General features: G+C 66.4%; 12 protein-coding genes. 5 read left to right on the forward strand and 7 right to left on the reverse strand.

The window, feature by feature from the left end; genetic code table 11:
• Positions 1 to 39 precede the first annotated feature (39 nt).
• From AC5RWA_RS00740 to AC5RWA_RS00750, 3 genes are all read left to right on the forward strand, one after another.
• Positions 40 to 1848, forward strand: a complete 1809-nt coding sequence (locus tag AC5RWA_RS00740) for a glycoside hydrolase family 15 protein (RefSeq protein WP_494056162.1) — start codon at positions 40 to 42, stop codon at positions 1846 to 1848.
• Between the two features lie 113 nt (positions 1849 to 1961).
• A complete protein-coding gene (locus tag AC5RWA_RS00745; protein WP_494056163.1) occupies positions 1962 to 2252 on the forward strand; it encodes a hypothetical protein in 291 nt (96 codons plus the stop codon).
• Positions 2252 to 2962: an HAD family hydrolase gene (locus AC5RWA_RS00750; RefSeq protein WP_494056164.1), complete on the forward strand. Its 711-nt coding sequence runs from the start codon at positions 2252 to 2254 to the stop codon at positions 2960 to 2962. Before AC5RWA_RS00745 ends, AC5RWA_RS00750 begins: the two co-directional genes overlap by 1 nt.
• A gap of 15 nt (positions 2963 to 2977) precedes the next feature.
• On the opposite strand, the gene AC5RWA_RS00755 is transcribed toward AC5RWA_RS00750, so the two are convergent.
• On the reverse strand, positions 2978 to 3226 hold the full coding sequence (locus AC5RWA_RS00755; RefSeq protein ID WP_079598854.1) for a hypothetical protein: 249 nt from the start codon (positions 3224 to 3226) through the stop codon (positions 2978 to 2980).
• 170 nt (positions 3227 to 3396) lie between these two features.
• Here AC5RWA_RS00755 and AC5RWA_RS00760 point away from each other — a divergent pair, with 170 nt between their 5' ends.
• Positions 3397 to 4578 (forward strand): zinc-dependent alcohol dehydrogenase, encoded by a 1182-nt coding sequence (locus AC5RWA_RS00760; protein ID WP_115523966.1) that lies wholly within the window; start codon positions 3397 to 3399, stop codon positions 4576 to 4578.
• Between the two features lie 26 nt (positions 4579 to 4604).
• On the opposite strand, the gene AC5RWA_RS00765 is transcribed toward AC5RWA_RS00760, so the two are convergent.
• The 5 genes from AC5RWA_RS00765 to AC5RWA_RS00785 form a co-directional block, all read right to left on the reverse strand.
• Positions 4605 to 5756, reverse strand: coding sequence for a serine hydrolase domain-containing protein (locus tag AC5RWA_RS00765; protein WP_494056165.1), 1152 nt, complete (start codon positions 5754 to 5756; stop codon positions 4605 to 4607).
• 108 nt (positions 5757 to 5864) lie between these two features.
• Entirely contained in the window at positions 5865 to 6677 is an 813-nt protein-coding gene (locus tag AC5RWA_RS00770; RefSeq protein WP_494056166.1) for a bifunctional allantoicase/(S)-ureidoglycine aminohydrolase, read from the reverse strand.
• Positions 6678 to 6692: 15 nt separating this feature from the next.
• Complete coding sequence (locus AC5RWA_RS00775; RefSeq protein ID WP_494056167.1) at positions 6693 to 7970, reverse strand: DUF6986 family protein; 1278 nt, start codon at positions 7968 to 7970, stop codon at positions 6693 to 6695.
• A 3-nt stretch (positions 7971 to 7973) separates the two neighbouring features.
• Complete coding sequence (gene aceB / locus AC5RWA_RS00780; RefSeq protein WP_494056168.1) at positions 7974 to 9572, reverse strand: malate synthase A; 1599 nt, start codon at positions 9570 to 9572, stop codon at positions 7974 to 7976.
• 38 nt (positions 9573 to 9610) lie between these two features.
• A complete protein-coding gene (locus tag AC5RWA_RS00785) occupies positions 9611 to 11065 on the reverse strand; it encodes an NAD-dependent malic enzyme (RefSeq protein ID WP_275729496.1) in 1455 nt (484 codons plus the stop codon).
• A gap of 208 nt (positions 11066 to 11273) precedes the next feature.
• Here AC5RWA_RS00785 and AC5RWA_RS00790 point away from each other — a divergent pair, with 208 nt between their 5' ends.
• On the forward strand, positions 11274 to 12029 hold the full coding sequence (locus tag AC5RWA_RS00790; RefSeq protein WP_079598861.1) for an IclR family transcriptional regulator: 756 nt from the start codon (positions 11274 to 11276) through the stop codon (positions 12027 to 12029).
• Positions 12030 to 12118: 89 nt separating this feature from the next.
• On the opposite strand, the gene AC5RWA_RS00795 is transcribed toward AC5RWA_RS00790, so the two are convergent.
• Positions 12119 to 13624 (reverse strand): nucleobase:cation symporter-2 family protein, encoded by a 1506-nt coding sequence (locus AC5RWA_RS00795; RefSeq protein ID WP_079598862.1) that lies wholly within the window; start codon positions 13622 to 13624, stop codon positions 12119 to 12121.
• Between the last annotated feature and the right edge of the window lie 31 nt (positions 13625 to 13655).

Raw genomic sequence — 13655 nt, forward strand, 5'->3', positions numbered from 1 at the left:
AGGCCTGTGCAGCGGAGCCGTCTGTGGCAATGTAAGGTCATGGCGCTCATTGAAGATTATGCGGTAGTTGGTGACCTTCAAACCGGTGCACTCGTGAGCAAGGAAGGCTCCATCGACTGGCTCTGCCTGCCACGCTTCGACTCCCCGGCATGCTTTAACGCGCTGCTGGACACGCCCGAGGCCGGCCGCTGGCTGCTGGCGCCGGAAAACGGCGGGCCGTGCACCCGGCGGAGCTACCGGGACGGGAGCCTGATCCTGGAGACGGAGTGGGAAACACCGGACGGGACGGTGCGCGTCATCGACTTCATGCCGCCCCGGGACGCCGTGGCGGACATCGTCCGCATCGTTGAGGGTGTCAGCGGCAGCGTGAAGATGCACAGCGAACTGACCCTGCGCTTCGACTACGGGCACATCATTCCCTGGGTGCGCAAGGACGCCCACGGACTGCATGCCATCGCCGGGCCCGACGCCGTCTACTTCGTCACGCCCGCGCCGCTGCACGGCGAGAACATGCACACCGTCAGCGACTTCACGGTCAGCGCCGGCGAGCGGGTCCCGTTCGTGCTGACATGGGCACCCAGCCACATGGGGCGCCCGCACACTGTGGACGCAGAGAAGGTTCTGGACACCACGTACGCTTTCTGGCGCGGCTGGGCTTCACAGTGCACGGTGACCGGGGAGTACCAGGACGCGGTGGTGCGTTCGCTCGTGACCCTGAAGGGCCTCACCTACGCACCTACCGGGGGCATCGTGGCTGCTGTCACCACGTCCCTGCCGGAGCAACTGGGCGGCCCCCGCAACTGGGACTACCGATACTGCTGGCTCCGCGACGCCACCATGACCCTGCAGGCACTCCTTGCGGCCGGGTACACGGCCGAAGCGGCAGCCTGGCGGGACTGGCTCCTGCGTGCAGTGGCCGGCGACCCGGCGGATCTGCAGATCATGTACGGCATCCACGGTGAACGGCGCCTGCCGGAGATGGAGCTCCCCTGGCTGAAAGGCTACGAGAACTCATCGCCGGTGCGTATCGGCAACGGCGCCGCTGAACAGCTGCAGCTGGACGTTTGGGGTGAGGTGCTGGACTGCCTTGCCTTGACCCGCAACTCGTTGCTGAAGCACACCGATGAGGCGTGGGACCTCCAGTGCACCCTGATGTCGCACCTCGAAACCATCTGGGACCAGCCGGACAACGGGCTGTGGGAAATGCGCGGGCCCCGCCGGCACTTCACGCACTCCAAGGTGATGGCCTGGGTTGCCGCAGACCGGATGGTGAAGGGTGTCCGGGAGTCCGGCCTGCCAGGGCCGGTTGAGCGCTGGGAAACGTTGCGGGACACCATCCACCGGGACGTTATGGCCAACGGGTTCGACGCCGCCCGCAATACCTTCGTACAGTCCTACGGCAGGCCGGAGCTGGACGCCAGCCTCCTCCTGATTCCTCGGGTGGGTTTCCTCCCGCCCGATGACCCGCGGGTGATCGGGACCATCGAGGCCATCCAGCGCGAGCTCACGGAGGACGGGTTCGTGCTCCGGTACCGTCCCGCCGAGAGCGACGACGGGCTGCCGGGCGATGAGGGTGTCTTCCTGGCGTGCTCCTTCTGGCTGGTGGAAGCCCTTCTCGGCGCGGGCCGGCACGAGGAGTCCCGGAAACTGTTCGAACGCCTGCTCGAACTGCGCAACGACGTGGGGCTGCTGAGCGAGGAATGGGCGGTCAAAGCAGGGCGCCAGCTGGGCAACACACCCCAGGCCTTCAGCCACTTCGCGCTTGTGACTAGCGCTTTGGAGCTTCATCAGGATACGGTTCGCCGGAGTGACACCCCCATTCCGCAGGAGTCTGCGGAAACGAGCTGAGGCGGCGCGGGCAGGGGCGGAACTTTCCCTTCGCAGAACAGATAAGTATACTTACTAACACCTCATGGAGTGCTCCAGGGCACAGCGCCGTGACTGACGGAGGAGTGATTTGTATGGCCGGGTATTTTGAGCTCGTGGATGCGCCTGACGGCGGCTATCGGGTCAGGATGATGGACGGGACCGGGAACCTGATGGCCATCTCGGTAACGTTTCCCACCAAGAGGGCGGCTGCCGCCGGCGTGGCGATGGCCCGCGAGATAGCCGGCACGGGCCTCATCCGGGACAAGAGCCACGACGGCGCCGGGACCGTGATCCGGGAACGCGTCCGGCCCGTCTCCACCCCCAAGGAGGAAGCGGCCCGGCGCAGGAAGGCTCCGGAAGCCCGGCGGGCTGCGGTCAGCTGATGGCCCCCACCCGCATGCCACCCCCTGGCGGACTGCGCCGGGGGGTTCTCTTTGACGTTGACGGGACGCTGATCGACTCGTCCTACATCCACACCATTTCCTGGTGGGGCGCCTTCCGCCAGTACGGCTACGACATCCCGATGGCATCGATCCACCACTTCGTGGGCATGGGCGGCGACCGGTTGGTGGACAGCCTGCTGCCATCGGACCGGGACCGTGACGCGGACCGGGACATCATGTCCAGCCACGGCGCCCTGTACGCCTCCCACTGGCCCGCCCTGCGCGCCTTCGACGGCGCCAAGGACCTGCTCGCCCAGTGCCACGCCGGTGGGCTTGCCGTTGCGCTCGCCTCCTCCGCGCGGAAGAAGGACCTTCAGGTCATGAAGGCCACGCTCGACGCCGACGCTTTTATTGACGGTGCCACCAGCGCCAATGACGCCAAGGAAAGCAAGCCCGCCCCGGACATCCTGGTGGCAGCACTGGAGGCCATCAGCGTGGAGGCCGGTAACGCTGTCTTCGTTGGGGATGCCGTGTGGGACATGAAGGCCGCTGCAGCCCTTGGCATCCCGTCGGTGGGAGTCACCTGCGGCGGGATCAGTGCCACAAAGCTGCGTGACGCCGGGGCTGTCGAAGTCTATGAGGGCCCGCGTGACCTCCTGGACAACCTGACCTCAAGCGCCATCGGCCGGCTGCTCGCGGACCAGCCCTAGCTTCCCCGGGCAGGCTCAGACGGTCTGCCCGCCGGTGACGGCGTCCTCGTCTCCTGCATTCGCCGGTTTGTCCCAGGACACCGCAACCCGCACCGATCCGTCGTCGTTCCGTTCGATGTCCGTCACGACGTCGGACGCGCTGGCACCCATCTCAACAATCCTGGTGCGGTAGGTGTTGACGAGTTCTTCGAGGCTGGCTTCCGTCCATTCGCCGGGCCGCATACGGGTGGAGATTTCGACCGGTTCGGGCTGGTAGAGCGACATAACGTTCCTCTTTCACTCAAGCGTGTGCGGATCTGGCCCTTCCTACGCTAGGAGCCGCGGACCGTGACGACAAGTATTTGATCAGCCTGCTTACTTTTTCTGGCCGAAGCCGATAGCGTCGAAGGACGGGCCTTCCGCCCTCCTGCATGAGCACCAGAGAAAGGGAAACTGTGAAAGCACTGACCTGGCAAGGAAAACGCTCGGTAAGCGTGGAAGAAGTACCGGATCCCGTCATCCAGGAGCCCACCGATGCCATCGTCCGGATCACGTCCACGGCGATCTGCGGCTCGGACCTGCACCTGTACGAGGTCCTGGGCCCCTACATGCACAAGGGCGACGTGATCGGCCACGAGCCCATGGGCATCGTGGAGGAAGTGGGAAGTGCGGTCACCAACCTTCGCCCGGGGGACCGGGTTGTCATTCCCTTCAACATCTCCTGCGGCCACTGCTACTTCTGCTCGCAAGGGCTGCAGTCCCAGTGCGAAACCACCCAGGTGAAGGACAAAGGCTCCGGAGCCGCCCTCTTTGGCTACTCGGAGTTATACGGCTCGGTCCCGGGCGGCCAGGCGGAGTACCTGCGCGTACCGCACGCCGACTACGGCCCCATAAAAGTGGGAACAGAGCTTCCCGACGAGCGCTACCTGTTCCTCTCCGACATCCTTCCCACAGCTTGGCAGGCCGTGGAGTACGCCAATGTCCCGCCCGGCGGAACCCTTGCCGTCTTCGGGCTGGGACCCGTGGGCCAGTTCGCTGGCCGGATCGGCGTCCAGCGCGGCTACCGCGTGGTGGGCGTGGACCCAGTTCCGGAACGCCGGGACATGGCAGCGCGGCACGGGGTGGAAACGTTCGACTACACGAAGACCATTGCGGACGAACTGCGGGACATGACGTCCGGAAGGGGCCCCGACGCCGTCGTTGACGCCGTCGGCATGGAAGCGCATGGTTCCCCTGTCGCCGGCTTCGCGCACCAGGCACTGGGGCTGCTGCCGGACAAGCTGGCGCAGAAGGCGATGGAAACCGCGGGCGTGGACCGGCTGGCAGCATTGCACACCTCCATTAATGCTGTGCGGCGCGGTGGGACCGTGTCACTGAGCGGCGTGTACGGCGGCCAGGCGAGCCCCATGCCGATGCTCACCATGTTCGACAAGCAGATCCAGCTGCGGATGGGCCAGTGCAACGTGAGGAACTGGACCGATCACCTGCTGCCGCTCGTGGAGGACGACGCCGATCCGCTGGGTGTGATGGACCTGGTCACCCACCGTTCAGGCCTGGAGGGCGCGCCGGCGCTGTATGAGAAGTTCCAGAAGAAGGAGGACGGCTGCATCAAGGTGGTTCTCAAACCCGGTACCTGAGTCTCAAGGGACGGGCGGCTGCTCCCTCAGCACAGGCTGTTCAACGCCGTCTGGGCGACGTCCTGCAGTTCAAGGATCAGCGGGTTAAGGTCCAGCGTGGGCGGTGCCGGCGGGTAGGCAACTGACACCGTCAGTTGCTTCCTGCCGTCCTCGCTGGTCATGGAGATGCTGCCATAGCCATCCACGTCCCCGGGAAGCCCATAGTAGAAACGGTTGTTGCAGGTGTCATTCCAGCGGCGCAGGGCAAAACCGTAATACTGCGTGTAGCTGCCCTTCATGGCCTCTACTGATTCCGGTGCCAGCAGCCTGCCCTCCAGCAGCGCGCCATAGAACCCGTTTACTTCCTCCACCGTCGAGACGGCGCCGCCGGAGGGGAGTTCCCCGAGCCACCCCGGCCGGGCCATGTCCACGCGCTTCCCTTCGACCGTGATGTAGCCGTGGACCATTGCGGGTGGTGGGGACCCGTTCCCCAGCCGGGTGGTCTCCAGGCCCAGCGGCCCGGCGACGTCGGCGGCCAGGACGCGCCCAATCGTTTGTCCGCGGAGGCGCTGGACGATGAGGGCGAGGGCCGCGTAGTTGGACCGCGAGTAGTCGAAAACGTTCGCCAGCCTGCCCTGCCAGGGCACGGTGGCGGCCAAAGCCAGCTGCTGTTCGAGGCTGAGCGGCCGGTGCATCGTCTCCTCCCACCTCCCTGACGCCAGCAAGGGAATGGAGAAATCGGGGATTCCTGATTCATGGGTCAGGAGCTGCCGCAGGGTGACGGGCCCGGGGGGACGCAGCACCGTTCCGAATTCAGAAAGGTAGGCGCTGACCTGGGCATCGAGGTTAAGCCTGCCCTCCTCGGCCAGCTTCACAACTGAGACAGCCACCATCGATTCGGTGATGCCGCCGATGTGGACGGGATCGCTGACCGTTGCCCCTTCCCGGGTCTCAAGGTTCCGGACGCCGGCTGCGTGGGCCCAGGTGCTGTCGCCGTTCCTGACGGCAATAAGTACCGCCGGGGCGCCCTCCTCAATCATCCGGGCGCTGAAGGCCTCGAGGTGCGTGAAGGCAGCGGGTTTGTCCTGGTCCGGTGGCGGCGGTGGATCTCCGGTGCAGCCCGCAGTGGATACCGCCAGCAGGGCTGCGCACAGGGCGGCGGTGATCCGCGTCCACCTGCAGGCCGGGTGTGTACCCATGGACCTATTCTTCCCCCAACCAGGTAGCAGTAACTGCCGTTTTGAGCCGCCATAACGGCAGTTACTGCTACCCAGTTGGGCCGGGACCCCGGGGTGGCGGCGGAGCGCTTAGGTGAGGCGGACCTGCCGGTTCATGTCCTTGTAGAGCAGGTAGCGGAACTCGCCCGGGCCGCCGGCGTAGCAGGCCTGCGGGCAGAAGGCGCGCAGCCACATGAAGTCGCCGGCCTCCACCTCAACCCAGTCGTTGTTCAGCAGGTACATGGCCTTGCCCTCCAGGACGTACAGGCCGTGCTCCATCACGTGGGTTTCGGGGAACGGGATGACGCCGCCGGGCTGGAACGTCACGATGTTCACCTGCATGTCGTGGGCCAGGTCGTTGGAGTCCGTGAAGCGGGTGGTCTTCCAGGCGCCGTTGGTGTCCGGCATCGCCGTCGGCTCCACGTCCTTTTCATTGGTCACGAAGGACTTGGCCTCGTAGCCCTCCAGCCGTTCGTAGGCCTTGCGGATCCAGTGGAAGGACACAACGTCGTCGGAAACGTTCTCCAGGCCCCACTCCGAACCGGCAGCCAGGTAGGCGTAGCCGCCTTCCTCCAGCTGGTGCAGTTCGCCGTCCAGGGTGAGGTTGACCCTGCCGTGGGTCACGAAGACGACGCCTTCCACACCGGCCTCGAATTCGGCCTTGGGGGCACCGCCGCCCGGGCCGATCTCCACGATCAGCTGCGAGAACGTGGTGGCGAAGCCCGAGATGGGGCGGGCGATGATCCAGGAGCGGGTGTGCGAAAAGCCCGGCAGGTTGGACGTGACGATGTCCGTCATAACGCCCTTCGGGATCACCGTGTACGCCTCGGTGACGATGGCCCGCTCCGTGGTCAGGTGGGTCTGCGGCGGCAGTCCGCCGGTGGGGGAGTAGTACTTGCCCATGGAAGAGATCCTTACTTAGGAGTTGGAAGTGGTGGTGAGCCGCGGGTGCGCCAGTCCGGTGAGCTGGGGGAGTCCGACGCCGGCCAGCGCCTGCACTTCGTCCGCACCGACGGCGCCGCACTGGACGCCGCGCAGCACGAACGCGGCCAGCGCCCGGGCCGTTGCGGGTTCGTCCATCACGCCGCCTGCGGTCTGCTCCACGTAGTTGCGGAGGCGTGCAGCGGCGGCCGGAAGGCCCTGCCGGTAAAAGGCGTAGGTGGCCGCGAACCTGCTGGGCAGCTGGGCGGGGTGCAGGTCCCAGCCTTGGTAATAGCCGCGTTCCAGCGACCGCCGGACCAAGCGGCCGTGCAGCTGCCAGGCGTTCTCGACGTTGTCGCCCACCGGGATGATGTTGGTGGAACCGTCCGACAGCCGGATGCCCGTGCCGGCAACTGCCAGCTGCATGACCTCCTTGGCAAAGTCGGCCACCGGGTGCTCCATGGACTGGTACTCCGCGGAAATCTGCAGCGACGCCGAGTAGTCGTAGGTGCCGTAGTGCAGGCCGCTGATCCGGCCCGGGACGGCGTGCGGCAGCCGGGCCACCGGGGAGGTGCCCTCCGGTCCGAGGATCAGCTGCGGCGTTTCCACCTGGACCTCGAAGCGCAGCCGGCCCGCGGGCAGTCCGTGCACTTCCTCCAGCCGGGAGACCGTGTAGTCCATGGCCTGGACCTGCGCCACGGTGGTGACCTTGGGCAGGGTCAGGACCAGCCCTTCCGGCAGTTCGCCGGCGGCGGCCAGGCCGGAGACGAAGAGGTCCAGGGTGCGCAGTCCGCGGGCCCGGGTGGGGGCTTCGAAGCATTTGAAGCGGATGCCGATGAATGGAGGCGCAGAGCCGGCCGCGGCTGCGGCGGCCACCGCGGAGGCCGCGGCAACCGCGGCGGCGTCCTCGGCGTCGTCGCCCCTGTCCCCGTAGCCGTCCTCGAAGTCCAGCCGGAGGTCCTCGATGGGTTCGCTGGCCAGCTTGGCTTCCACGCGGGACGCCACAGCTTCTGCGAGGCCGGGCTCCTGGCCCAGCAGGGCGCCGAGCTTCCCGTAACCACCGTGCGCGGCGACGGCGGCCTGAGCTTCCGCTCCCCAGTCGGACGCGAGCGACGGCGTGAAGCGGTCCGCGGGGACGTAGACGGTGTGGACGGGCTGGCGGGAGCCGTCGTCGCCCGGGTAGTTCCGTTCCAGCAGCCGGTCCGTCGCGGCCAGCTGACCGTCGATGTGTGCCAGGTCCCCGGGAGACAGTGAGGGCTTGGATGTTGCCGCCATGCCTCAGCCCACCAGTTCGTAGGCCGGGGTGGTGAGGAAGTCCGTGTAGTCGTCCGAGAGGCAGATGTCGGCGATCAGTCCGCTGGCCGGCTGGTAGTAGCGCTGGAACGCTTCGTCGCCCACCTCGGTGCGGAGCCGTTCGGTTTCCTCACCCAGGATCCGTTCCACTAGCTCCTTGGTCACGGTGTTGCCGCTGTCCGCCAGGACCGACTTGTTCCGGATCTGCTGCCATACCTGCGAGCGGGAAATTTCCGCGGTTGCCGCGTCCTCCATCAGATTGTGGATGGCCACGGCGCCGTTCCCGGACAGCCACACGGCCGTGTAGGCGACGGCCACGTAGAGGTTCAGCCGCAGTCCGGCCTCGGTGACCTGGCCCTCGGCGGAGGTGACGTCCAGCAGCTGCTCAGCCGTGACGTTGACCTCCGGGCGCTGCCTGTCCAGCTGGTTGGGCTTGTCGCCGAGGACGGCGTCGAACACCTCGCGGCAGGTGGGGACCAGGTCCGGGTGGGCCACCCAGGATCCGTCGAACCCGTCGTTGGCTTCGCGAGTCTTGTCTGCGCGGACCTTGGCGAAGGCGGCCTCGGTGACCTCGGGGTGGCGGCGGTTGGGGATCACGGCCGCCATGCCGCCCATGGCGAAGGCGCCGCGCTTGTGGCAGGTCTTGACCAGCAGTTCGGTGTAGGCACGCATGAACGGTGCCGTCATGGCCACCGACGCGCGGTCCGGCAGGACGAACTCCTCGCCGGCGTCCCGGAAGTACTTGATGATGCTGAAGAGGTAGTCCCAGCGGCCGGCGTTAAGGCCTGAGGCGTGGTCCCGGAGTTCGTAGAGGATCTCGTCCATTTCGAACGCGGCCGGGATGGTCTCGATCAGTACGGTGGCGCGGATGGTGCCCTGGTTCAGGCCAAGGTAGTCCTGCGCGAACACAAAGACGTCGTTCCACAGCCGTGCCTCAAGGTGGCTTTCCATCTTGGGCAGGTAGTAGTACGGTCCCTGCCCGTTGAGGACCAGCTGCTTGGCCACGTGGAAGAAGTGCAGGCCGAAGTCCACCAGGGCACCCACGGCAGGTGCGCCGTCGATGATCATGTGCTTTTCCTGCATGTGCCAGCCGCGGGGGCGGGCCACCACGACGGCGAGCGGGGCGTCCGTGCGGAGCCGGTACTCCTTGCCTTCCTCCGAGGTGTAGCTCAGTGTTCCCTGTGCGGCATCACGGAGGTTCAGGATGGCGTCGATGACGTTGCCCCAGGTAGGCGTGCTGGCGTCCTCGAGGTCCGCCAGCCACACCTTGGCACCCGAATTGAGGGCGTTGATGGCCATCTTTGCCGGGGAAGCAGGGCCGGTCATTTCAACGCGGCGGTCCTGCAGGGCCGCGGGCGCCGGTGCGACCTTCCAGTCGCCGTCGCGCACGTCCTGCGTTTCCGGCAGGAAGTCCAGCTTCCCGGTCTCGGCCACGCGCTGGCGCTTGACGGAGCGGGCGGCCAGGAGCTCGTTGCGGGTACCGGCAAAGCGCGTGTGAAGCTCCTCCACGAACGCCAGCGCCTTGGGGGTGAGGATCTCCTCTGCGCGGTCGATCGGCCGGGGATCTGTGACTGTGATGGCCATTTCTGGTCCTTTCCTTTGGCTGGAAGCGGGGCGGTGAATCAGGCGCTGGCCAGGGCGGCAACGGGAACCGCGGCGGCATCCCCGGCCGGTTCGGCCGTGGCTGCCACGTTGGCGGAACGTGCGGCCGCGGCTACAGCTGCAGCAACGTCGGCCGCCACGTGGGGATCGAAGACGCTGGGGATAATGTAACTGGCATTGAGCTCGTCGTCAGCCACCCGGTTGGCAATCGCCTCGGCGGCCGCCACCAGCATGTCCGGCGTGATGTCCGAGGCTCCTGCGTCCAGCAGGCCGCGGAAGAAGCCGGGGAACGCCAGCACGTTGTTGATCTGGTTGGGGAAGTCGCTGCGGCCGGTGGCCACCACGGCGGCGTGCCGGGATGCGATGACAGGATCGATCTCCGGGGTGGGGTTGGCCATGGCAAACACGATGGCGTCCTTTGCCATCGAGGCCACCTGCTCCTCGCCGATGACGTGCGGGGCGCTGACGCCGATGAACACGTCCGCGCCCTTGAGTGCATCGTGCAGGGTGCCGGAGAAGCCTTCTTCGTTGGTGTTCGCGGCAATCCAGCTGCGGTGCTCGTCGTCGTACTTCTCGCCGGCGTGGATGGCTCCGGAGCGGCCGGCGGCGATGATGTGCTGCGCGCCCTGGGCCTTCAGGAGCTGGATGATGGCGGAGCCGGCGGCGCCCACGCCGGAGACAACGATCCTGACCTCGGAGAGCTTCTTGCCCACCACGCGCAGGGCGTTGACCAGGGCGGCCTGGGTGACGATCGCGGTGCCGTGCTGGTCGTCGTGGAACACCGGGATGTCCAGTTCCTCGCGGAGCCGGTTCTCGATCTCGAAGCAGCGGGGTGCGGCGATGTCCTCGAGGTTGATGCCGCCGTAGACGGGGGCCATGGCCTTGGCGATCATGATGATCTCCTCGGTGTCCTGCGTGTCGAGGCACACCGGCCAGGCATCAACGTTGGCGAACTGCTTGAACAGTGCAGCCTTGCCCTCCATGACCGGCAGGGCGGCAGCCGGGCCGATGTTGCCCAGGCCCAGGACGGCGGAGCCGTCGGTGAGGACGGCGATGGTGTTGCGCTTGACGGTGAGGTTACGGGCGGCTGCCGGGTCCTCGGCGATCGCGAGGCACACGCGGGCGACGCCGGGAGTGTAGGCGCGGGACAGGTCGTCGCGGTTGCGCAGGGCTACCTTGGGGACGACTTCAAGCTTGCCGCCGAGGTGCATCAGGAAGGTGCGGTCAGAAACATGCTGGACGGTGACGCCGTCGAGCGCGTTCAGGGCGTCCTTGACCCTTTCGGCGTGGGCATCGTCCGTGGTGTTGCAGGTGACGTCGACCACGAGCGTCTCGTGGTGGGACTCGCTGACGTCCAGGGCAGTGATCGCGGCGCCGGCAGCGCCGACCGCCGCGGCCAGTTCGCTGGTGGCGCTGAAGCTCGAGGGTGCTTCCACGCGCAGGGTAATCGAATTTCCGGGGCTGGGGTTCGCCATTGAATGTCCTCCTGTTGGGCCTTGTTCGGGCGGCTTGCTCGTCCGAATGTTTTCGTATTATGGATATTATTATCTACTTTGTGGAATTACAAGCCCTCACGATTTCATCGCGCCGGGCGGGGCGGTGCTGTATCTTGGGACCACTAGGGCATTTCTTTTCACCATGCGGATAAGACTTGTCGGAATCCGAGTCACAGGAGACTTGTACATGGCTGAAAAAGCCGCTGGAGGCGTGCAGTCCGTTGAGCGCGTCTTCGAACTTCTGGAACTGATCACTGATGCGGGCGGCGACGTCACCCTCAGCGAGCTGTCCTCGTCCACGGACCTGCCACTGCCCACCATCCACCGGCTCCTGCGCACCCTGGTGGCACTTGGCTATATCCGCCAGCTGCCCAACCGCCGCTACGCCCTGGGCCCACGGCTGATCCGGCTGGGCGAAGGCGCCAACAAGCAGTTGGGCGCGCTGGCCCGTCCGCAGCTGAAAACCCTGGTGGACCGGCTGGGCGAAACCTCCAACATGGCGGTGCTGGACTCGGACATGGTGATTTACGTGGCCCAGGTGCCCTCCCTGCACTCCATGCGGATGTTCACCGAGGTGGGCCGCCGCGCCCACACCCACGCCACCGGCGTCGGGAAGGCCATCCTCGCCCAGCTTGATGACGATGTGGTCCGCGGCATCGTTACCCGGGCCGGGATGCCGACTCCCACCATCAAGAGCATCGGCGAGATCGACGAACTGCTGGCCGACCTCAAGCTCATCCGCGAACGCGGGTACTCCATCGACGAGGAGGAGCAGGAGCTGGGCGTCCGGTGCTTCGCCATGGCGGTGCCCAACGCTCCCACGCCCACCGCAATCTCTGTCTCCGGCCCGGTCTCCCGGGTTGACGAACACTTTGCGGACAAAGCGGTCCCGGTCCTCCGCGAGGCGGCCCAGGCAATCTCGGACGAACTGAACCGCACCTGACCTCCCTGGCCGTAACGGCCCTGCCAACACGCTGACGACGGCGGCCCCTCCTTCCGGGAGCGGGCCGCCGTCGTCGTTTGGCTGCCTGGTTAGTGCTCTGCCGCCTTTTCCGCGGCCTCGACCCGGACTTCCTTGCCGTCGCAGTCGATGAGCTTGCCGCCTTCGAAGCGGTCGCCGTCGGCCAGGCACTTCAGGTCCTCTTCCCGGACCACGCGCTCGGTGCCGGCCACAAAGACGGACTGGTTGTCCGAGTTGCCGGCCTTGAGGTGGTTGAACAGCAGGTTCAGGAGGATGGCCATCACGGCGGCGGAGCTGATGCCGGAGTGGAAGATGGTGCCGAACCAGGACGGGAACTGGTCGTAGAAGGCCGGTGCGGCGATGGGGATCATGCCGAACCCGATGGACGCCGCCACGATGATCAGGTTCATGTTGTTCTTGTACTCAACCTTGGACAGCGTGCGGATGCCGCTGGCGGCCACGGTTCCGAAGAGGACGACGCCGGCGCCGCCCAGGACGGGGGTGGGCACCGCTGCGACCACCCGGCCAAGCACGGGCAGCAGGCCGAGGATCACCAGGATCAGGCCGCCGGCGCTGACCACGAAGCGGCTTTTCACGCCGGTGATGGCCACGAGGCCCACGTTCTGGGCGAAGGCGCTTTGGGTGAAGGAGTTGAACAGCGGGGAGATGGCGCTGGAGAGCATGTCCGCACGCAGGCCGTCGCCGATCCGCTTGGAGTCCACCTTTGTGCCAACGATCTCGCCCACGGCGATGATGTCCGCGGAGGTTTCCGTCAGCGTCACCAGGATGACGATCAGCATGGAGATGATGGCTGCGATCTCGAACACCGGCGGTCCGAAGGCGAACGGCGTGGGGAAGGCGACGATCTCGCCCTGGCCCACCTTGGAGAAGTCCGCCATGCCGAAGGCGAAGGCGATCGCGGTGCCCAGGACCATCGCGAGCAGGATGGACAGCCGGGAGATCGCGGCGCTTCCCACCTTGCTCAGGAGCAGGACGATGGCCATGGTGGCCGCGGCCAGGCCGATGTTAGCCATGCTGCCGTAGTTTTCGGCCTTGTTGTTGCCGCCCATGGCCCAGTTGGCGGCCACCGGCATCAGCGTCAGGCCGATGGTGGTGATGACCGTTCCGGTGACCACCGGCGGGAAGAACCGGATGATCTTCGAGAAGAGCGGGGTGATCAGCAGGCCTATCAGGGACGCCGCAATGACCGACCCGAACACTGCCTGGATTCCCCCGCCGCCGTGCACGATGGCGACCATGGTGGAGACGCCGGCGAAGGAGACACCCTGGACCAGGGGGAGTTGGGAACCGAAGAAGCGGACGCCGACGGTCTGGAGGATGGTGGCGAGGCCGCCGACGAACAGGCAGGCGGCAATCAGCAAACCGATGTCCTGTGAGCTCATGCCCGCGGCGGCGCCGATGATCAGCGGCGGGGCGATGATGCCGCCGTACATGGTGAGGACGTGCTGGAAGCCGTAGGCGAAGGTGCTGGCGATGGGGAGCCGCTGGTCCTCCGGGCGTGCCTGCTGGTGCTTTTTGCCGGCGGCCGCAGCGGCCAGCTTCTTCTTGGTGTTCATGGCAGACTTTCTTGGTTCATGGCAGACGTCA

Source organism: Arthrobacter sp. 210 2, assembly GCF_059093025.1.

Bases quoted from the DNA above. Each gene is read 5' to 3' on its own strand.
- AC5RWA_RS00775 (WP_494056167.1), bottom strand. From the start codon at position 7,970: ATGGCGGCAACATCCAAGCCCTCACTGTCTCCCGGGGACCTGGCACAC.
- AC5RWA_RS00755 (WP_079598854.1), bottom strand. From the start codon at position 3,226: ATGTCGCTCTACCAGCCCGAACCGGTCGAAATCTCCACCCGTATGCGG.
- AC5RWA_RS00750 (WP_494056164.1), top strand. From the start codon at position 2,252: ATGGCCCCCACCCGCATGCCACCCCCTGGCGGACTGCGCCGGGGGGTT.
- AC5RWA_RS00795 (WP_079598862.1), bottom strand. From the start codon at position 13,624: ATGAACACCAAGAAGAAGCTGGCCGCTGCGGCCGCCGGCAAAAAGCAC.
- AC5RWA_RS00770 (WP_494056166.1), bottom strand. From the start codon at position 6,677: ATGGGCAAGTACTACTCCCCCACCGGCGGACTGCCGCCGCAGACCCAC.
- aceB (WP_494056168.1), bottom strand. From the start codon at position 9,572: ATGGCCATCACAGTCACAGATCCCCGGCCGATCGACCGCGCAGAGGAG.
- AC5RWA_RS00740 (WP_494056162.1), top strand. From the start codon at position 40: ATGGCGCTCATTGAAGATTATGCGGTAGTTGGTGACCTTCAAACCGGT.
- AC5RWA_RS00790 (WP_079598861.1), top strand. From the start codon at position 11,274: ATGGCTGAAAAAGCCGCTGGAGGCGTGCAGTCCGTTGAGCGCGTCTTC.
- AC5RWA_RS00765 (WP_494056165.1), bottom strand. From the start codon at position 5,756: ATGGGTACACACCCGGCCTGCAGGTGGACGCGGATCACCGCCGCCCTG.
- AC5RWA_RS00745 (WP_494056163.1), top strand. From the start codon at position 1,962: ATGGCCGGGTATTTTGAGCTCGTGGATGCGCCTGACGGCGGCTATCGG.
- AC5RWA_RS00785 (WP_275729496.1), bottom strand. From the start codon at position 11,065: ATGGCGAACCCCAGCCCCGGAAATTCGATTACCCTGCGCGTGGAAGCA.